Source organism: Xanthobacter dioxanivorans, assembly GCF_016807805.1.
Classification (GTDB): domain Bacteria; phylum Pseudomonadota; class Alphaproteobacteria; order Rhizobiales; family Xanthobacteraceae; genus Xanthobacter; species Xanthobacter dioxanivorans.
The window spans coordinates 4,336,454-4,354,485 of sequence record NZ_CP063362.1 but is presented as its reverse complement, the minus strand read 5'-3'; the positions used below and the strand labels follow the sequence as shown (position 1 = coordinate 4,354,485).

Annotated in this window: 19 protein-coding genes; 10 read left to right on the top strand and 9 right to left on the bottom strand. The window is 70.3% G+C overall.

All coding sequences use genetic code 11. From position 1 onward, the window contains the following. Window positions 1-27 precede the first annotated feature (27 nt). Entirely contained in the window at window positions 28-3,534 is a 3,507-nt protein-coding gene (mfd, locus tag EZH22_RS20285) for a transcription-repair coupling factor (protein WP_203192267.1), read from the bottom strand. 43 nt (window positions 3,535-3,577) lie between these two features. Then, complete coding sequence (locus tag EZH22_RS20280) at window positions 3,578-3,874, bottom strand: FAD assembly factor SdhE (protein WP_203192266.1); 297 nt, start codon at window positions 3,872-3,874, stop codon at window positions 3,578-3,580. Window positions 3,875-4,178: 304 nt separating this feature from the next. Here EZH22_RS20280 and EZH22_RS20275 point away from each other — a divergent pair, with 304 nt between their 5' ends. Beyond that, window positions 4,179-4,955: a bestrophin-like domain gene (locus tag EZH22_RS20275; protein ID WP_203192265.1), complete on the top strand. Its 777-nt coding sequence runs from the start codon at window positions 4,179-4,181 to the stop codon at window positions 4,953-4,955. Window positions 4,956-4,999: 44 nt separating this feature from the next. Here the strand turns inward: EZH22_RS20275 and EZH22_RS20270 are convergent, their stop codons facing one another. From EZH22_RS20270 to EZH22_RS20255, 4 genes are all read right to left on the bottom strand, one after another. After that, window positions 5,000-5,356, bottom strand: coding sequence for an STAS domain-containing protein (locus tag EZH22_RS20270; RefSeq protein WP_203192264.1), 357 nt, complete (start codon window positions 5,354-5,356; stop codon window positions 5,000-5,002). A 115-nt stretch (window positions 5,357-5,471) separates the two neighbouring features. Beyond that, entirely contained in the window at window positions 5,472-6,551 is a 1,080-nt protein-coding gene (locus EZH22_RS20265; protein WP_203192263.1) for a hypothetical protein, read from the bottom strand. Window positions 6,552-6,733: 182 nt separating this feature from the next. After that, window positions 6,734-6,961, bottom strand: coding sequence for an FmdB family zinc ribbon protein (locus EZH22_RS20260; protein WP_203196655.1), 228 nt, complete (start codon window positions 6,959-6,961; stop codon window positions 6,734-6,736). A 158-nt stretch (window positions 6,962-7,119) separates the two neighbouring features. Continuing rightward, entirely contained in the window at window positions 7,120-7,962 is an 843-nt protein-coding gene (locus tag EZH22_RS20255) for an indole-3-glycerol phosphate synthase TrpC (protein WP_203192262.1), read from the bottom strand. 203 nt (window positions 7,963-8,165) lie between these two features. Here EZH22_RS20255 and EZH22_RS20250 point away from each other — a divergent pair, with 203 nt between their 5' ends. From EZH22_RS20250 to EZH22_RS20240, 3 genes are all read left to right on the top strand, one after another. Further along, on the top strand, window positions 8,166-8,498 hold the full coding sequence (locus EZH22_RS20250) for a Rieske 2Fe-2S domain-containing protein (RefSeq protein ID WP_203192261.1): 333 nt from the start codon (window positions 8,166-8,168) through the stop codon (window positions 8,496-8,498). 125 nt (window positions 8,499-8,623) lie between these two features. Beyond that, on the top strand, window positions 8,624-9,319 hold the full coding sequence (locus EZH22_RS20245; RefSeq protein ID WP_203192260.1) for an SDR family NAD(P)-dependent oxidoreductase: 696 nt from the start codon (window positions 8,624-8,626) through the stop codon (window positions 9,317-9,319). Window positions 9,320-9,427: 108 nt separating this feature from the next. Beyond that, window positions 9,428-9,715, top strand: coding sequence for a helix-turn-helix domain-containing protein (locus tag EZH22_RS20240; protein WP_203192259.1), 288 nt, complete (start codon window positions 9,428-9,430; stop codon window positions 9,713-9,715). A gap of 123 nt (window positions 9,716-9,838) precedes the next feature. Here EZH22_RS20240 and EZH22_RS20235 read toward each other — a convergent pair whose 3' ends face one another. Genes EZH22_RS20235 through EZH22_RS20225 form a run of 3 tightly spaced genes read right to left on the bottom strand, consistent with a single transcriptional unit; the run spans window position 9,839 to window position 12,026 of the window. Further along, window positions 9,839-10,513 carry an O-methyltransferase gene (locus EZH22_RS20235; RefSeq protein WP_203192258.1) on the bottom strand — a complete coding sequence of 225 codons (675 nt, stop codon included), beginning with the start codon at window positions 10,511-10,513 and terminating at the stop codon, window positions 9,839-9,841. 11 nt (window positions 10,514-10,524) lie between these two features. Next, on the bottom strand, window positions 10,525-10,956 hold the full coding sequence (locus EZH22_RS20230) for a DUF6163 family protein (protein WP_203192257.1): 432 nt from the start codon (window positions 10,954-10,956) through the stop codon (window positions 10,525-10,527). Further along, complete coding sequence (locus EZH22_RS20225; RefSeq protein WP_203192256.1) at window positions 10,953-12,026, bottom strand: enoyl-CoA hydratase/isomerase family protein; 1,074 nt, start codon at window positions 12,024-12,026, stop codon at window positions 10,953-10,955. Before EZH22_RS20225 ends, EZH22_RS20230 begins: the two co-directional genes overlap by 4 nt. Before the next feature lie 191 nt (window positions 12,027-12,217). Between EZH22_RS20225 and hemB the strand changes: the two genes are divergently transcribed. From hemB to EZH22_RS20195, 6 genes are all read left to right on the top strand, one after another. Next, on the top strand, window positions 12,218-13,267 hold the full coding sequence (gene hemB / locus EZH22_RS20220; protein ID WP_203192255.1) for a porphobilinogen synthase: 1,050 nt from the start codon (window positions 12,218-12,220) through the stop codon (window positions 13,265-13,267). 23 nt (window positions 13,268-13,290) lie between these two features. Beyond that, entirely contained in the window at window positions 13,291-14,544 is a 1,254-nt protein-coding gene (locus EZH22_RS20215) for a threonine ammonia-lyase (protein ID WP_203192254.1), read from the top strand. A 91-nt stretch (window positions 14,545-14,635) separates the two neighbouring features. Beyond that, window positions 14,636-15,181, top strand: coding sequence for an RDD family protein (locus EZH22_RS20210; RefSeq protein ID WP_203192253.1), 546 nt, complete (start codon window positions 14,636-14,638; stop codon window positions 15,179-15,181). A gap of 80 nt (window positions 15,182-15,261) precedes the next feature. Beyond that, on the top strand, window positions 15,262-16,011 hold the full coding sequence (locus EZH22_RS20205; RefSeq protein ID WP_203192252.1) for an arginyltransferase: 750 nt from the start codon (window positions 15,262-15,264) through the stop codon (window positions 16,009-16,011). A gap of 61 nt (window positions 16,012-16,072) precedes the next feature. Further along, window positions 16,073-16,747 carry a MarC family protein gene (locus EZH22_RS20200; RefSeq protein ID WP_203192251.1) on the top strand — a complete coding sequence of 225 codons (675 nt, stop codon included), beginning with the start codon at window positions 16,073-16,075 and terminating at the stop codon, window positions 16,745-16,747. A gap of 121 nt (window positions 16,748-16,868) precedes the next feature. Beyond that, window positions 16,869-17,909, top strand: a complete 1,041-nt coding sequence (locus EZH22_RS20195) for a 3-hydroxyacyl-CoA dehydrogenase NAD-binding domain-containing protein (protein ID WP_203192250.1) — start codon at window positions 16,869-16,871, stop codon at window positions 17,907-17,909. Window positions 17,910-18,032: the final 123 nt, after the last annotated feature.

Here is an 18,032-nt window from a genome sequence, read left to right as displayed (position 1 = left end):
GCGCCAGCGCGTCGGGCCGGATGCGTTTCACAGTCCCTTCTTGACCGCCAGCGCGGCGAGCTTCTTCAGCACCACCAGCGTGCCCTTCAGCCGCGCTTCGGCGGTGGGCCAGTCGCGCAGGAACACCACCTTGAAGTCGGGGCGCACCTTGGCCAGGCTCCCCTCCTGCCCGATCAGCTTCACCAGGCCCGAGGGGTCGGCGAACTCGTTGTCGCGGAAGCCGAACACCACGCCCTTCGGCCCGGAATCCACCTTCTCCACATTGGCCTTGCGGGCCAGCGCCTTGATCTGGGTGAGCTGGAGCAGCTGGCCCACCTCCTCCGGCGTCGGGCCGAAGCGGTCCACCAGCTCCGCCCCGAAGGCGTCGATCTCCGCGTCGTCCTGAATGTCCGCGAGGCGCCGGTAGAGGGCGAGGCGCACGTGCAGGTCGGCCACGTAGTCCTCGGGGATCAGCACCGGCATGCCGATGGTGATATTGGGCGACCACTTGTCGTCCACATAGTCGGTGATGCCGGCCTTGAGGTGGGCGATCGCCTCCTGCAGCATCTCCTGGTACAGCTCGTAGCCCACTTCCTTGATATGGCCGGACTGCTCGTCGCCCAAAAGGTTGCCGGCGCCACGGATGTCGAGGTCGTGGCTCGCCAGCTGGAAGCCGGCGCCCAGCGTCTCCAGCGACTGCAACACCTTCAGCCGCCGTTCCGCCTGCGCGGTGATGGGCTTCGTCGCCGGCACGGTGAAGATGGCATAGGCCCGCGCCTTGGCCCGGCCGACGCGCCCGCGCAGCTGGTAGAGCTGGGCGAGGCCGAACATGTCGGCCCGGTGCACGATGAGGGTGTTGGCGTTGGGCACGTCGAGGCCGCTCTCCACGATGGTGGTGGAGAGCAGCACGTCGTACTGGCCGTCATAGAAGGCGGTCATGATGTCTTCGAGCGCCCCGGCCGCCAGCTGGCCGTGAGCCACCGCCACCTTCACCTCCGGAACCGAGGCGGCAAGGAACTCGCGCACCTCGGCTAGGTCCTCGATGCGCGGCACCACGTAGAAGCTCTGCCCGCCGCGATAGCGCTCGCGCAGCAGCGCCTCGCGCACGATCAATGCATCGAACGGCGTGATGAAGGTGCGCACCGCGAGCCGGTCCACCGGCGGGGTGGCGATGATGGAGAGCTCGCGCACCCCGGTCATGGCCAGTTGCAGGGTGCGCGGGATGGGCGTCGCGGTGAGGGTGAGCACATGCACCTCGGCCCGCAGCTGCTTCAGCCGCTCCTTGTGGGAGACGCCGAAATGCTGCTCCTCGTCCACGATGACGAGGCCGAGGTCCTTGAAGTGGATGGCCTTGCCCAGCAGTGCGTGGGTTCCCACCACGATGTCGACGGCGCCATCGGCAAGACCCTTCTTCACCGCGGCCAGGTCCTTGCCCGTCACCATCCGCGACGCCTGGGCGACGTTCACCGGCAGGCCGTGGAAGCGATCGGAGAAGGTCTTGAAATGCTGGCGGGCAAGCAGCGTGGTGGGCACCACCACCGCCACCTGCTTGCCGGAGAGCGCCACGGCGAAGGCGGCCCGCAGGGCGACTTCCGTCTTGCCGAAGCCCACGTCGCCGCAGATCAGCCGATCCATGGGGTGGCCGGAGGCGAGGTCGTCCAGCACCGAGTCGATGGCGGCTTCCTGGTCGTCCGTCTCCTCGTAGGGGAAGCGGGCGCGGAACTCGTCGTAGAGGCCCATGGCGGGCACCAGCTTCGGCGCCTCGCCGAGCTGGCGCTGGGCGGCGATCTTGATCAGCTCGGAGGCCATCTCGCGGATGCGCTTCTTCATCCGCGCCTTGCGCGCCTGCCAGGCCCCGCCGCCCAGCTTGTCGAGCTGGGCCTCGGTGTCCTCCGAGCCGTAGCGGCTCAGGAGCTCCAGGTTCTCCACCGGCAGGAACAGCTTGTCGCCGCCGGCATAATGGATCTCCAGGCAATCGTGGGGGGCGCCCATGGCCTCCACGGTCTTCAGGCCGACGAAGCGGCCGATGCCGTGGTCCACGTGCACCACGAGGTCGCCGGCGGTGAGCGCGGTCAATTCCGTGAGCACGTCCTGCGGCCGGCGCGCCTTGCGCTTGGGGCGCACCAGGCGGTCGCCGAGGATGTCCTGCTCGCCGATGACGGCGAAGTCCGGCGTCTCGAACCCCGCCTCCAGCCCGAACACGGCCAGCGCCGCCTGCGTCTTCGGCAAGGCGGAGAGGCTGTCGAAGCGGGAGATGGCGGCGGCGCCCTTCAGCCCGTGGTCGGCAAGCACCGTGCCGAGCCGCTCGCGCGAGCCCTCGGACCAGCCGGCGAGGATGACCTTCTTGGTCTTCTGCAGGTCCCGCACATGGGCGACGGCGGCGTCGAAGACGTTGCCCTCGGTCTCCGCCCGCTCGGCGGCAAACGAGCGGCCCTGCGTGCCGCCGAGGTCGATGGCGCGGCCGTCCGCATTCTCCGGCACGGCGAACGGGCTGAGGCGGGCAAGGCGCATCCGGGCGATGCGCTTGTTCCATTCGGGACCGGCCAGATACAGCTTGTCCGGCGGCAGCGGATTGTAGACCGGGCCGCCCCGCTGGTCCTGCGCCGACTTGCGCGCCTCGTAATAGTCGGCGATCTGGGCGATGCGCTCGCCGGCCGCCTCCTCCAGCAACGAATCAAGGAGCAGCGTGCCGCCCTCGATATAGTCGAACAGCGTGTCCATGCGCTCGTGGAAGAGCGGGAGCCAGTGCTCCATGCCGGCGTGGCGCCGGCCCTCGCTCACCGCCTCATAGAGGGTGTCGCCCTTCTGCGCGGCGCCGAAGGCGGCCACATAAGCCATGCGGAAGCGCCGCATGGTGTCGGTGGTCAGCTGGAACTCGGCCATTGGCACCAGCTCCAGGGACCGCACCTGCCCGGTGGTGCGCTGGGTCTCGGGATCGAAGGCACGGATGGTTTCCAGCGTCTCGCCGAAGAAATCGAGGCGGATGGGCGCATCGAGGCCGGGCGGGAAGAGGTCGATCAGGCCGCCGCGCACCGCGTATTCGCCGGTGTCGCGGACCGTGGGCGTGCGCAGGAAGCCGTTCTGCTCGGCCCATTCGACGATGCCGTCGAGGGCGATGGCGTTGCCCGGCGCGGCCACCAGCGACTGGGCCGCGACGAGCCCCTTGGCCGGCACGCGCTGCACCGTGGCGTTGACGGTGGTGAGCAGCACGCTCGCCGCCCCGCCCTTGACGCGCGCGAGCTTCGCCAGCGCCGCCATGCGCCGCGCCACGATGGCGGCGTTCGGCGAGGCGCGGTCGTAGGGCAGGCAGTCCCACGAGGGGAAGGAAATCACCTCCAGCTCCGGGGCGAAGAAGGCAAGGCCCCGCTCCACGGCCGCCATGCGCTGCCCGTCGCGGCACACCATCGTCAGGCTCGGCCAGGGTGCGTTTTTCTGCGCGGCGATGGAGCGGGCAAGGTCCGCCACCACCATGCCCTCCATGCCGTCAGCGACGCGGGAGAGGATGAGCGGTCGGCCTTCGGCCAGCGCATCGGCGAGGGGCTGGGGACGCTTCAAGGGGAAACTCCGGGACGGCGGTGTCGTGGGGCGCGGGCCCGGCTCAATCCGGCAGGCCGCGCCCGGAAAGGTGGAACGCCCGGATCTGGGCGAAGAGCGGCGTGTCGTATTCCGGCGGGATCGGCTCGGTGCCGCTGATCCACGAGAAGACCGTCTGGTCCTCGGGCTCGAGCAGTTCCTCGAAGGCGTCGAGGTCCGGGTCGGACAGGGTCTCGATCTCGGCATTGGCGAAATTGCCGAGGATGAGGTCCATCTCCCGCATGCCGCGGTGCCAGGCGCGGAACAGGATGCGGCGGCGCCGCTCGTCCAGCCCGTCGCTGGACCTGGTTAAGCCCGACATGATGCCTCCAAAGCACGGCGTCGGCCGGGCCAAAAAGCCCGTCCGTGGCCGGCATATAGGGGCATCGGGGCGGGTTTGGCCAGTGGGGCGCGCTGGCGCGGGCACGAGGCGGCCGTCCCTCGGCTTCGGCGCACGGGGTCCCGCGGGTCCCTTGCCCCGCGGGACCCTTGCCAAGGCCGGGCGCGGGTGCGACAGGCTGACGGCCCGCGGGCGGCAGGCACTGCCCCCTGCCCGCCCGAAGGCAGGGCCCCAGGCCCGGCCGCATCGTGCGCCGGGTCCCGTGCGGCCGGATGGTCAGGTGCCCATGAGTTCCATACTTGCCGGCCTTCTCTCCCTCACCGCGATCTGCGGCGGGGCGCTCATCGGCATCTGGCTCGCGCCGAAGCTGCCGGAACATCACCTCACGGGAGAGACGGGGACGGCGGTTTCCGTGTCCATGGCCGTGGTCGGCACGCTGGCGGCCCTGGTGCTCGGCCTCATGGTGAACAGCGCCAGCTCGTCGTTCAGCGCCCGCACGGCGGCCATCGAGACCCTGGCGACGGACATCATCAAGCTGAACCGGACGCTGCTCGCCTACGGCGCGGCGACCGTGGACGCCCGCGACCACCTGATGGCCTATGCCAAGCTGAAGGCGGCGGAGATCGACCAGCCGGCCACCGACGACGTGGGCGTCGACACCCTCCACCGGCTGGAGGCCCTCAACGAGGAGGTGCTGCGCCTCGCCCCGACCACGGACCGGGAACGCTACATCCAGAACCGCGCGCTCTCGCTCATGGAGAACATGGTCGATGCCCGCTGGACGCTGGTGGAGAAGACCAAGATGGTGATGCCGGCCCCGTTCTTCGTGATGCTGGTGGCCTGGCTCTCGCTGCTGTTCGCGAGCTTCGGGCTGTTCGCGCCGAAGAACGCGACGGTGATCGTGTTCCTGCTCCTCGGCGCCTCGGCCATCGCCGGATGCGTCTTCATCATCCTGGAGTTGGGCTCACCCTCGCAGGGGCTGATCCGTCCCTCCGCCGAGCCCGTCTACAGGGTGATCCGGGAACTGAATATCTCCATGACCGGTGCGCGGCCCGCCGCCTAGGGCCGGATCCGCCCTGCGTTCCCCGGCCCGACGTCGGGAGCCGGTCAGCCGGCGCCGCCGGCGGTCGCGCTGATGGCGGCGAGGGCTTCCTCGCGCGTCGCGACGATGGTGGTGAGCTCGCCGACGCCGGTCATGAGCAGCACCTTCTCCACCTGCGGGTCGGCGCCGAACAGGACGAGCCGGCCGCCGCGGCGGTACAGCCCCTTGGCGTTGACCAGGATCAGCCGGATGCCGATGGAGGCGAGGAAGGGCACGCCGGCCATGTCCACCAGGGCCGCCTGCGCGTGGCTCACCAATGCGCTGAAAGTGGTTTCGATCTCGGCGGCGCCGGCGATGTCGAGGCGGCCGTCCAGAGTGATGAGGATCTGACCGGGGCCGAGGGTCGCGGATTCGAGCTTCATGGCGATGGGTCTTTCCGGGAAAAGCGCGCGGGCCGACGCAATGCATCCCCGTGCGCCGACATGCGCCCGTCATCCCACCCCGGCTTTACAGTTTTGTGACAGCCGGCCTCCGGCCTCACGCGGCCGGCGCCAGCCGCGTGGCAAGTGCCGTACCGGCAGGCAATGCCGCCACCTCCTCCACGGCCAGGGTTCCGTCCACGATATGGTCGATGAGCATGCGGACGTAGCGGAACCGCTGCTCCCCGCGGTCCATGACCTGCGTCCAGAGCCGGTCGAACTGGTCGAGCAGGGGCACCAGCGGCGCCACCGGCAGGAGCTGGCCGGAATAGCGCGGATATTTGTTGGTCAGCTTCTTCCAGTCGTCCTTCAGGCCATCGCGCAGAACCGGATCATTGGTGAGGCGGGCGTCGCGGCCGCCCTTCTCGAAGGCGGCCTTGGCCTCCAGGAGGTCCTTGAGGCACGCCACTGAGCGCGCGCGCAGCACCGGCCGCAGCCGCTCGCGGAACAGCTTCTGCAGGCTCTCCACATAGCTCGCGTCGGCCAGCCCCACATCGTGCACCGCGACGGCGGGCGCCCCGGCGAACCGGGCGGCGACCGGAGCAAAGGCACCGTCCGGCCAGTCTTCACCCGGCCGGGAGGTGAGCAGAAGCACGAGGCCGTCAGGCACCTGCGCCGGATCCGGCAGCAGGTCCAGCAGGCAAGCCGCCCCGCCCTCCCCCGGCGCCGCGGCCACTTCGAGGCCGTCGATGCAGAGGAGAAGCCGCTTGCCGCCGCCGGCCCGGCCGAGGTCCGCGAGCCGCCCGAGCCAGGCGGCGAAATCCGCCCGGGCGCCAGCCGCGTCGCCGGAACGGATCTGCGGGGGCTGGGCGTCGCCGGCCGGGCCGAACTCCGCGTCGAAGGCGGATTTCAGGGCGGCCACCAGCTGAGGCGCGCCATCACCGGGCTCCAGCGCCACCGCGACGGCGTGCATCCCGCTGGAGATGGCGCTGTCGATGCTCTCCGGCCGGCCATCCTTTCCCGGGCGGCGGGCGACGATGCCGCGGATGAACTCGCTCTTGCCGGTGTCGGCCGGCATCCTGAGCCAGTAGATGCCCTTGTCATGGCTCACGAGAAAGGAGCGCAGCGGCGTGCGCAGATGCGACGGCGAGACGTAACCGGCGTCGCTGGCGAGCGTGGGAGCGAATGGGGCAGTCATGTGGGCGCCCTCCGGGCGGGTGATGGATCGCCGTCCCTCCCGCTTTTCCAGCCCGGCGGAGTTCGGCCAACGATCCAGGTGCAGGCCCACCTCAAGCACATTGCGTGCCCGCCGCCGGAAAATGCCCGCCCGCCCCCTCCGCTGGCGCCCGGCGGAGCCGGAGCGCAGGCGGAAAAGCCGTATCAGCGCTTGCGTTCCGCAGCGCTGAAATTGCTCGCATGCCCCTCCCGCGCCGCCTGGGCGCGCCAGACCTTCGCGGCCGCCTTCAGCTTTCCCTCCGGAGCGATGCGGGAAACCAGCTGCTCGAGGCGAAGGCTGCCGCAGGACGGGCAAGCCGGTGTCTCGGACACGCCGACCAGCATTTCCGAATCCTTGTCGCAATCGGGACAATGATAGTTGTAGAGCGGCACCGCCAAGCCTCCATTCACCCACGCCCCGCGCCCGCATCGCGTTGATCTGCAACGACATTCCAGAGCGGACACGGCGTCACCCGCCGCCCCGTCGTCGCTCGGGACGGCAGCCTTCACCCCGACGAAGCAGGAAGTGGGCCAGATGGGCGGCGGGGCGCTCAGCCCTCCTCCGCGTCCGCCTCGGCGCCCGTGGTCTCGACGCCCATCACCTGCTCCAGCACGCCGGCAGGATCGGCATCGGTCATCAGCGCGGTGCCGATCAGCAGCGCCTTGGCCCCCGCGGTGCCGAGCCGGGCGCGATCCTCCGCCGAGCCGAGCCCGCCGTCGGCCACCACGAAGGCCGCACCGGCGGGAATGAGGGGAAGCAGCTCCTCGCACGTCCCCGGCTTCAATTCGAAGGTATGGATGTTCCGGTTGGTGACGCAGAGAAAATCCGCGCCGGCGGCACGGGCGGCCTCGACCTCGGCGGGGGTATGCACCTCCACCAGCACGTCGAGGGCGATGGAGGCGGCCCGCTCCCGGAACTCGCCCAGCTGCGCCCCGAGCAGCCCCGCCGAGAGCACCACCGCGTCCGCCCCGGCGAGGCGCGCCTCCAGGATCTGGTAGACGTCGAAGATGATGTCGCGGGCGAGCAGGGGCAGGTCCACCACCCCGCGCACGGTGGCGAGGTCGGAATAGGAGCCGCGGAACACCTGCCGCTCCACCGCCACCGAGAGGCCGGCGGCGCCGACCGCCTCGAAATCCTCCGCCAGCGCCTTGTAGGGCACCATGGTGCGCAAGGCGGGATCGAACGGCGAACCGCCCTTCAGCTCGGCGATGATCGACGGGACGCCGGTGCGGTTGAACGCGGCGGCGAGGGCGCCCTGGAAGCCGCGGGTCATCGGCATCTCGCCGATCTTGCCCTGGATCTGGCCCAGCGAGCGGCGGGCCTTGGCCTTGTTGAGCTGGTCGAGTCGCTGGACGATGAACGGCTTCAGTCGGCTTCCTGCTGGCAATGGCATGAACAAACACCCGGTGTTGCAAAGGGGCGCGGAACCGCCCCGTCTGAAAAATGCGCGTCCAAGGGTTCCAGATTTCTGCGGCCTTGGCCACCGGCGCGCGCATCAATTCGCCGGTCCCCTCTTTTCTCGCCGCCCGCATGGGGTGATCATGGGCGCGTTTTCATGCCCCGATCTGATTTCTGCGAAGAGAGATTTTCACGAAGATGTTCACCCGCGTCTGCAAATCCGAAACCATTGCCGAGGGTGGCATGCGGCTCGTCATCGCCGACACCCACCTCATCGTCCTCGCCTGGCCCGACAATGGCGAAATCCGGGCGTTCCAGGGGGTGTGCCCCCATTCCGCCACGGCCCTCAACGAGGCGAGCTTCGACGGCACCGTGCTCACCTGCCCGCTCCATTTCTGGACCTGGGACCTCAATTCCGGCGCGCCCGTCGAGCCGCAGGAAAGCCCGCTCGCCGAGTATCCGGTGAAGATCGAGGACGGGGTCGTCTATATTGATACCGAAGGCGTCTCCCCGCTCTTCGTCGACCCCTGACCAGAGACGCCCACCCCATCCGCACGCCAGGCCGCGACGCGGCGAGCGCGCGCCCAGAAGCCGCGCGCCTGGATGTTTGAACGCCACAGGCGGGCGCTCCCGCGCCCCGGCCGGAGAGTCATGCCATGCCACAAGAGACCGCCGTGATCGTCGGGGCCGGAAAGGGCCTCAGCGCCGCCCTCGCCCGCCGTCTCGCCAAGGAGGGCTTCCGCATCGCCCTCGTGGCGCGGGACGTGGAGAAGCTCGCCCCCCTCGTCGCCGAGACCGGCGCCCGCGCCATCGCCGCCGACGCGCAGAACCCGCAGGCGGTGGAGGCGCTGTTCGCCGAGGTGGACAAGGCCTTCGGCCCGCCGGACCTGGTGGTGTTCAACGCCGCCATGCGTTATCGCGGCCCGATCGAGGTGCTGGACCCCAGCGACGTGATGGACGCCTATGCGGTGGGCGCCTTCGGCGGCTTCCTCACCGCCCAGGCGGCGGCCCGGCGCATGCTGGGGCGCGGCTCCGGCTCCATCTTCTTCACCGGGGCCACGGCGAGCGTGAAATCCATGCCCCATTCGGTGCCCTTCGCCATGGCGAAATTCGCGCTGCGAGCGCTGGCCCAGGGGCTTGCCCGCGAGCTCGGCCCGCGCGGCATCCACGTGGCGCATTTCATCATCGACGGCGGCATCGCCTCCTCGTGGGCGACACAGGGCGAGGCGGGGCCCGCCGACAAGTGGCTCGATCCCGCCGCCATCGCCGAATCCTACCTCGCCATCCACCGCCAGCACCGCTCCGCCTGGACCTCCGAGATGGAGCTGAGGCCCTGGGTGGAGACGTTCTGAGGGCCTGCGGCTGCGCCGCTCCGTTCAGGCGGGGATGGCCGCCGCCCGTCCATTGTGGCGCCCGAGGCGGCGTGCCATTCTCCCGGCTCGGTTCACGGGAGGACTCTCTTGTCGCATTCCGCCGTTACTGGACGCCAGATCAAGGCCGCGCGGGTTCTGCTCGGCTGGACGCGCGCCGACCTCGCCGACCGGGCGGGCGTGACCGCCGAGACCGTCAAGGTGGTGGAGAAGGACGAGGTGACCCTGGAAGCCCTCGCCTCCACCCGCTCGCGCCTCTGCCGCACGCTGGAAGCCGGGGGCGTGACCTTTCTCAACGGCGGCTCCACCGGGGTGCAGGTCCAGCCGAAGGACGAGGGCCTCAGGCCCGAGGACCTCAACGCTTCCAACGACGGCTGAGTCCCACCATGATCCTGCACAAGCTTGCCGCACGGCACTGGATTGTCGTCGCCATCATCCTGGTGGTGGCCGTTCTCGCCTATCTCGGCAGTTGGTCCTGAGCGCCGGCCGGCGCTGGCCGGCTCACTCCACCAGCAGCAGCGCGAACCCGTCATAGCCCTTGGCGCCCACCGTCTGCACGGCGGTGGCGACGAGGCGCGGGTCGGCGCCGGCAAGGTCCAGCATGCGCCGCACGCCGACGACGGCGGCATCGGCGCTCTGCGCGTCCATCACCCGGCCCTCGCGCACCACGTTGTCGCACACGATCACCGTGCCGGATCGCGAAAGCCGCAGCGCCCAGGTGAGATAGTCCGGATTGCTGGGCTTGTCGGCATCGATGAAGATGAAGTCGAACGGCCCTTCGGCCTCCAGCAGCGGCAGGGTGTCGATGGCGCGGCCGATGCGCAGGTCCACCTTCCCGCTGATCCCGGCCCGGGCGAAGTTGGCGCGCGCCACCTCGCCATGGTGTGCATCCGCCTCCAGGGTCACCACCTTTCCGTCCGCCGGCAAAGCGCGGGCGAGGAACACGGTGCTGTAGCCGCCGAGGGTGCCGATTTCCAGGATCCGGCGCGCGCCGACCATGCGGGCGAACAGGTGCAGCATCTGCCCCTGCGCCGCCGACACGCTGATGGCGGGCAGCCCGGCCTTCGCGCTCTCGGCCAGCACCGTCTCCAGCACGGGATCGGCGGGCAGCAGGCGCTCGACGAAATATTCGTCCATCGCGTTCCACAAGGTCGCGCTCGATACGTTCCCGCTCATTGGGTGTTCCCTCAGTCCTGGTCGCTCTCGCGCGCCGCGCGGATCGAGAGCACGGCATAGATGACCACCAGCGCCAGCTCCACCAGGGTGAACAGCATCAGACGCGTCATGCCCGCCGGCGCCCACGCGCCGAACGCCACCTGGGTGAGCGTCGCCAGAAGCCACAGCACCACCGCCCAGCCGGCCCGCAGCCACAGGCCGACGCCGGCGATGGGATCGATGATGGCGGCCCAGATCACCGCCGCCTGCGCCGCCATGGGCATGGCCTCGAAGCGGCTGTCCGGCCCGTCGCCGATGCCGAGGATGACCGCCCAGTGGATGATGCCCTCGATGAGCAGGAAGGCGGCGACGCCGCGCAGGAACAGGAACAGCCGCCGCCGCCAGGGCGTCATGTTCTCCCATTGGGCGCGGGCGCTGGCATCGATGGGATCGTAATGGCTCATGCGCCGGGTGCCAGAAGCTCAAGTTCGTCGGGGATGGGATCGAAATGGGCGGCGATCACGGCGGGGTCGACGTCCTCGATGCGGGAGGGCTGCCATTTGGGGGCATTGTCCCGGTCCACCAGCACCGCGCGCACACCTTCGTAGAAGTCGTGCCCCGCCGCAACGCGGTTGACCGCGCGATATTCGAGCTTGAGGCACTCGCTGAGGTCGAGGGCCGGGCCGCGCCGCATCTGCTCCATGGCGATGGCGAGGCTGGTGGGCGACTTGGTGCGGATCTCGGCCAGCATCGCCGCGGCGAACTCGGCGATGGGGCCGTCCACCGCGGCGGCCGCCGCGGCGAGGGTGAACAGGATGTCCGCGAGCTCGCTGCGGCCGAACGCATCGGCGATGAATTCGGCACGGTCGGCGAAGGCGCTGGGGCCAGGGTCGATGCGATGGTCGGAAATGATGCGCTCCACCTCGCCGCCGGCGCACAGGTCCTCTTCCAGGGCCGGAAAGGCGGCGGAGGGCACCACGTCCGTGGCGAGGCCGCAGGCATAGGCCTCGGCGGCGCGGATGCGGGTTCCGGTGAGGGCGAGCAGCACCCCGAACGCGCCCGGCAGGCGCGGCAGCACATGGGTACCGCCCACGTCCGGGAACAGGCCGATATTCACTTCCGGCATGGCGAACAGGTATTTGTCGCCGGCCACCCGGTGCGCCCCGTGGGCCGACAGGCCGAAGCCGCCGCCCATGCAGATGCCGTCGATGAGCGCCACGTAGGGCTTGGGAAAGGAGCCGATATAGTCGTTGAGGACATATTCCTCGCGGAAGAAGGCGAGCGCTTCCCCGACACGGCCGCTGCGGCCGAGCTCGCTGATGGAGCGCACGTCGCCGCCGGCGCAGAAGGCCTTCTCCCCCGCCGCCTTGATGATCACGCGGGTGACCGCCGGATCCTTCGCCCAGGACCTGAGGCGCGGCAGGATCTCGCGCACCATGGCCAGGTTGAGGGCGTTGAGCGCCTTCGGGCGGTTGAGGGTGATGACGCCGGCTTCGCCCTTTTCCTCCAGCAGGACCTCAGGTTCCGTGGACAATGCGTGCCTCCCTTCGCCGCGGCACCGCCGCTGAGCGGACGGGCCAAGGCAGGGTTAGACGTGCCCCGAGCCAGCGTCAACGCTGCCGCGCCCTCCTGTCTCTCGCGATCCGGGCACGCAGGGGCTATAAGGAACCCGCCGGCCGCCGCGCCCCGCCGCAGCTGGAGCCCGGACAGAAAAAAGAGCGACCCATGCCCGCCACGACGCCCCGCATCCGCCCCGTCTCCGACAGCGAACCCGCCCACGCCCGGGGCCTCGACCTCGTGCACCGGCCGCGGCGCAACCGGAAGACCGACTGGGCCCGACGCCTGGTGCGCGAGGCCACCCTCACCGTCGACGACCTGATCTGGCCGATCTTCGTGATGAACGGGCAGGCGACGCGCAGCCCCATTCCCTCCATGCCGGGCGTCGAGCGCTTCACCGTGGACGAGGCGGTGCGCGCGGCCGAGATGGCGGCGAAGCTGAAGATTCCCGCCCTCGCCATCTTCCCCTACGTGGACCCCGCCCGCCGCGATCCCACCGGCAGCGAGGCGCTGAACGACAACAACCTCGTCTGCCAGACCCTGCGCGCCATCAAGGCGGAGATCCCCGGGATCGGCCTCATCACCGACGTGGCCCTCGACCCGTTCACCAGCCACGGCCATGACGGGCTGCTGCAGGACGGCCGCATCCTCAACGACGAGACCGTGGACATCCTGGTCCGCCAGGCCCTGGTGCAGGCCGAGGCCGGCGCCGACGTGATCGCCCCTTCCGACATGATGGACGGCCGCGTCGGCGCCATCCGCGCCGGGCTCGACGCCGCCGGCTTCACCGACGTGCAGATCATGTCCTACGCGGCGAAGTACGCCTCCGCCTTCTACGGCCCGTTCCGCGACGCCATCGGCACCGCCAAGACCCTGTCCGGCGACAAGCGCACCTACCAGATGGACCCCGGCAACGGGCTGGAGGCCATCCGCGAGGCCGCCCTCGACGTGGAGGAGGGCGCCGACATGCTCATGGTCAAGCCGGGCCTGCCCTATCTCGACATCGTCTACCGGCTGAAGGAGGCGTTCGGCCTGCCCACCTTCGCCTATCAGGTGTCCGGCGAGTACGCGATGATCGAGGGGGCCATCCGCAACGGCTGGGTGGACGGCGACCGGATCGTCCCGGAGAGCCTGCTCGCCTTCAAGCGGGCGGGCGCCGACGGCATCCTCACCTATTTCGCCCCCCGCATCGCCCAGCGGCTCGCCGAGCAGGGCTGAGGCCGCACCAGGAACCCCACGCAATGACCCTCCCCGCCGCCGTCGAAGGCGACCTGCCCGTCACCCTGGCGGCGGTGGAGGCGGCGCGCGCCATCGTGTCCGCCGCCGTGCTGCGCACGCCCACCCTCGCCGCCCCGCGCCTGTCCGCCCTCACCGGCGCGAACGTCTACGTGAAGTACGAGAACCTCCAGGCCACCGCCTCCTTCAAGGAGCGCGGCGCCCTGGTGAAGCTCGCCCGCCTCACCCCGGACGAGGCCCGGCGCGGCGTCGTCGCCATGTCGGCGGGCAACCACGCCCAGGCGGTGGCCCACCACGGCACGCGGCTCGGCATCTCCACCGTCATCGTCATGCCGGAGACCACCCCCGAGGTGAAGGTGGCGGCCACGCGGGCCTTCGGCGCGCAGGTGGTGCTCTACGGCGAGACCGTCGCCGACGCCTTCGAGGAGGCCGAGCGCATCTCGCGCGCCCAGGGCCGCATCTTCGTGCACCCCTATGACGACGTGGACGTGATCGCCGGCCAGGGCTCGGTCGCCCTGGAGATGATCGAGGACGGCCCCGCCTTCGACGCCGTGCTGGTGCCCATCGGCGGCGGCGGGCTCATCTCCGGCATGGCGGTGGCCTTCGCCGGGCTGTCGCCGCAGACCGAGGTGGTGGGGGTGGAGACGCAGCTCTATCCCGCCATGTGGTCGGCCATGACCGGGCAGGCGCGCGCCTGCGGCGGGCCGACGCTGGCCGAGGGCATCGCCGTGCGCGACGTGGGCGTCATCACCTCGCAAATCGTGCGGCGGCTGGTGGCCAACGTGGTGCTGGTGGACGAGCCGGAGCTGGAGCGGGCGGTGAACGCCTTGCTCATGCACCAGAAGACCCTGGCGGAGGGCGCCGGCGCGGCGGGCCTTGCGGCCCTGCTCACCGAGCCCGAACGGTTTCGCGGCAAGACGGTGGGCCTCGTGGTCTCCGGGGGCAACATCGATCCGCGCATGCTGGCCGGCATCCTGCTGCGCGAGCTGGAGCGGGACGAGCGCATCGTCTCCTTCCGCCTCACCATCCTCGACCGGCCGGGCATGCTGGGACGCATCGCCACGCTGCTCGGCAAGCTCGGCGCCAACATCCTGGAGGTGCACCACCGCCGCACCTTCCTCGACGTGCCGGCCAAGGGCACGCGGCTCGACCTGACCGTGGAAACGCGCGACCATGCCCATGCGGAGATGATCCGCACGGCGCTGGAGGGCGAGGGCCTGCCGGTCCAGCGCCTCGGCGCCGGCGGCGCGGACTGGTGAGGCGCGGCGGCGCATCGGCTCTCCGGCGCACGCGCATCTTGAAGCCGCCGTCTTTCTCCACCACCTGAAGGTGTCGGAAGGAGCCTTGTCCATGAGCCACACCAGCGACACGCCCCGCGAGCCGCCCCGCATCGGCGTGTCCGACGCGCCGCGCCCCCACGCCTACGACCCGGTGACCCAGCCGGAATATTTCGAGGGCGTGCTTTCCCGCCGGCTGGTGGCCTTCTGCGTGGATGCGATGATGGTCATCGGCCCCATCGTCCTCCTCGCCGTGTTCATCTTCGTGTTCGGCCTCGTCACGCTGGGCCTCGGCTGGATGCTGTTCTGGCTGCTCAGCCCGGCGTTCGTGGTCTGGGCCGTCGCCTACAACGCCATCACCCTCGGCTCTCCCGCCTCGGCCACCCTCGGCATGCGACTCATGGAGCTGGAGATGCGCACCTGGTATGGCGCGCCCTGCTACTCGCTGCTCGGCGCGGTGCACGCGGTGGGCTTCTGGGTGTCCATCTCGGCCCTCACGCCGCTGGTGCTGCTGGTGCCCCTGTTCAACGACCGGCGCCGGCTGCTGCACGATTTCCTGCTCGGCACGGTGGTGGTGAACAACGATCAGCGGGCCGCCGCCCTGCGCCGCCGCGCCTGAATTTTCACATGCGTCCCACCTTCGCCTTTGACGAGCCCGCGACCTGCGGCGATGCTGTCCGTGTCTGAGGCCCGAGCGACGTGACCGAGCATCCGCGCGATACACCGCAATTCTATCTGACGGCCCCCTCCCCCTGCCCCTATCTGCCGGGGCGGGAGGAGCGGAAGGTGTTCACCCACCTCGTCGGCGACCGCGCGGCCGTGCTGAACGACGTGCTCACCCAGGGCGGCTTCCGGCGCAGCCAGTCCATCGCCTACCGGCCCGCCTGCGAAGGCTGCAAGGCCTGCGTCTCTGTGCGCATCTGCGTGGAGGATTTCAAGGAAAGCCGCGGCAACCGCCGTGTCTCGGCGGACAATGCCGACCTCATCGGCCTGCTGAAGCCGGCCACCCCCACCTCGGAGCAGTATTCCCTGTTCCGCTCCTATGTGAGCGCCCGCCACGGCAGCGGCGGCATGGCCGACATGAGCGTGCTCGACTACGCCATGATGGTGGAGGACACCCACGTCCACACCCGGCTGGTGGAATACCGCAAGCGCGGCCCGGACACCCGGATCATCCCCCGCGCCGCCGGCGACCTGATGGCGGTGGCCCTCACCGACGTCCTCTCGGACGGGCTGTCGATGGTCTATTCCTTCTACAATCCGGCGGCCACGGCGCGCTCGCTCGGCACCTTCCTCATCCTCGACCACGTGGCGCGGGCCCGCCAGATGGGGCTGCCCTACGTCTATCTGGGCTACTGGGTGCAGGGCTCGCGCAAGATGGACTACAAGCGGCGGTTCCTGCCGCAGGAGCGCCTGTCGCCCCAGGGCTGGGAGCGGGTGGACAAATAGCCCGGCCCGCGGGACAAGGCGGCGTCCGGATGGACCGCCTGTCGCGCGCCGGGGGCACCGCATGAGCTATGTGAGCAACGCGTTCAACATCTTCATCACGGTGTTCGCGGCCCTCTTTCCCATCGTCAATCCGCTCGGCGGCGCCCCGATCTTCCTCAATTTCGTGCGCAAATGCTCGCCCGACGTGCGCGAGCAGCTGGCGCGCAGCGTCGCCCTCTACGGCTTCCTGCTGCTGCTCGGGTCGCTGATCGTGGGGGCGCAGGTGCTGCTCTTTTTCGGCATCACCCTGCCGGTGCTGCGGGTGGCCGGCGGGGTGGTGGTGACCGCCGTGGGCTGGAACCTGCTGCACCGGGGCGACGAGCCGGCCAACCGCGCCGAAGGCGAGGAGCTCGACGACGTGCGCGCCCAGGGCGAGGCGTTCTATCCGCTCACCCTGCCGCTCACGGTGGGACCCGGCTCCATCGCCACCACCATCGCCCTCGCCGCCAGCCACAAGCCGACATGGCGGACCGACGCCATCATGTCGGCGGCGAGCCTCGCGGGTGCCGTCGCCGGCCTGCTCGCGGTGGCGCTCACCGTCTATTTCGCCTTCCGCAACGCCCCCGCCATCGAGCGGGTGCTCGGCAAGAACGGCACCAACGTGCTGGTGCGCCTGTTCGCCTTCATCCTGTTTGCCATCGGCGTCCAGATCATCTGGCTCGGCGTACGCGACCTCCTTGCCGAAGTGCCGCGCTGAAGTGCCCCCGGCCGGGGCCCGCGGGGGGAAACCCAGCCATACCTTTGCATGTATGCCGGCCCGGCGCGGGTCCTGATAGAACCGCTGCGGACCACCCTCGGGCCACAACAAGGAGCCTCCCATGTCGCAAGCCGCCAGTCCGGAAATCCGCCGCGTCGCCGTCATCGGCGCCGGCACCATCGGCGCGAGCTGGGCGGCCCTGTTCCTCTCCCGCGGCCTCGACGTGGTGGTGAGCGATCCCGCCCCGGGCGCGGCGGAGGCCACCCAGCGCCTCATCTCCGCCGCCTGGCCGATCCTCGCCGAGCTCGGCGTCGAAGGCGAGATCGACCCGACGCGCTGGCGCTTCGAGCCGGACCCGGTGGCAGCGGTGACGGGCGCCGACTTCGTGCAGGAAAACGCGCCGGAGCGCTACGAGATCAAGCAGAAGCTGTTTCCCGCCATGGATGCGGTGCTGCCACCCGAGGTGGTGATCGCCTCCTCGTCCTCGGGCCTGCTGGCGAGCCGGATCTCGGAAGGCTGCCGGCACCCCGAGCGCTGCATCATCGGCCATCCGTTCAACCCGCCCCACCTCATCCCCCTGGTGGAGGTGGTGGGCGGCGAGAAGGGAAGCCGCGCCGCCATCGACACCGCCATGGCCTTCTACCGGGCCATGGGCAAGCACCCCATCGAGATCCACAAGGAAGTGAAGGGCCACGTGGCCAACCGCCTCCAGGCGGCCCTGTGGCGCGAGGCCATCCACCTGGTGGCCGAGGGCGTGGTCTCGGTGGCGGACGTGGATGCGGCCGTCTCCGAGGGGCCGGGCCTGCGCTGGGCGCTGATGGGCTCGCACATGACCTTCCACCTCGGCGGCGGCGAGGGTGGGCTCGGCCATTTCCTGCATCACCTGCTGCCGGCCATCGAGACCTGGTGGGCCGACCTCGGCACGCCGGAGATGACCGAGGCGCTCCAGCGCGCCCTGGTGGACGGCGTGAAGGCGGAGGCCGCCGGCCGCTCCATCGCCGAGCTGGCGCAGCGGCGCGACACGCTGCTGACCCAGATCGTGGCCCTGAAGCACGCGGCGGATGTGGCGGCGGAAAAGCGCGAGCTCAGCGACCGCCTCGACGAGGCGCTGGAGGAGAGCTTCCCGGCCAGCGACCCGGTGGCGGTGAGCCGGGAGGCGTGACGATACCCGCCCGATGTCCGCCATCTCGCGCGGTGCGCGGGCGTTTCCGCCCGGAGGGGGAGACGGGGCGAAGGCAGTGGGGATGTTCAAGCCGCCATCGTGCCCCGGCGTGTCCGGGGCATC

Bases quoted from the DNA above. Each gene is read 5' to 3' on its own strand.
- EZH22_RS20255 (WP_203192262.1), bottom strand. From the start codon at position 7,962: ATGCCATTGCCAGCAGGAAGCCGACTGAAGCCGTTCATCGTCCAGCGA.
- EZH22_RS20235 (WP_203192258.1), bottom strand. From the start codon at position 10,513: ATGAGCGGGAACGTATCGAGCGCGACCTTGTGGAACGCGATGGACGAA.
- EZH22_RS20250 (WP_203192261.1), top strand. From the start codon at position 8,166: ATGTTCACCCGCGTCTGCAAATCCGAAACCATTGCCGAGGGTGGCATG.
- EZH22_RS20265 (WP_203192263.1), bottom strand. From the start codon at position 6,551: ATGACTGCCCCATTCGCTCCCACGCTCGCCAGCGACGCCGGTTACGTC.
- EZH22_RS20280 (WP_203192266.1), bottom strand. From the start codon at position 3,874: ATGTCGGGCTTAACCAGGTCCAGCGACGGGCTGGACGAGCGGCGCCGC.
- EZH22_RS20215 (WP_203192254.1), top strand. From the start codon at position 13,291: ATGACCCTCCCCGCCGCCGTCGAAGGCGACCTGCCCGTCACCCTGGCG.
- EZH22_RS20195 (WP_203192250.1), top strand. From the start codon at position 16,869: ATGTCGCAAGCCGCCAGTCCGGAAATCCGCCGCGTCGCCGTCATCGGC.
- EZH22_RS20245 (WP_203192260.1), top strand. From the start codon at position 8,624: ATGCCACAAGAGACCGCCGTGATCGTCGGGGCCGGAAAGGGCCTCAGC.
- EZH22_RS20230 (WP_203192257.1), bottom strand. From the start codon at position 10,956: ATGAGCCATTACGATCCCATCGATGCCAGCGCCCGCGCCCAATGGGAG.
- EZH22_RS20200 (WP_203192251.1), top strand. From the start codon at position 16,073: ATGAGCTATGTGAGCAACGCGTTCAACATCTTCATCACGGTGTTCGCG.
- hemB (WP_203192255.1), top strand. From the start codon at position 12,218: ATGCCCGCCACGACGCCCCGCATCCGCCCCGTCTCCGACAGCGAACCC.
- EZH22_RS20275 (WP_203192265.1), top strand. From the start codon at position 4,179: ATGAGTTCCATACTTGCCGGCCTTCTCTCCCTCACCGCGATCTGCGGC.
- EZH22_RS20210 (WP_203192253.1), top strand. From the start codon at position 14,636: ATGAGCCACACCAGCGACACGCCCCGCGAGCCGCCCCGCATCGGCGTG.
- EZH22_RS20270 (WP_203192264.1), bottom strand. From the start codon at position 5,356: ATGAAGCTCGAATCCGCGACCCTCGGCCCCGGTCAGATCCTCATCACT.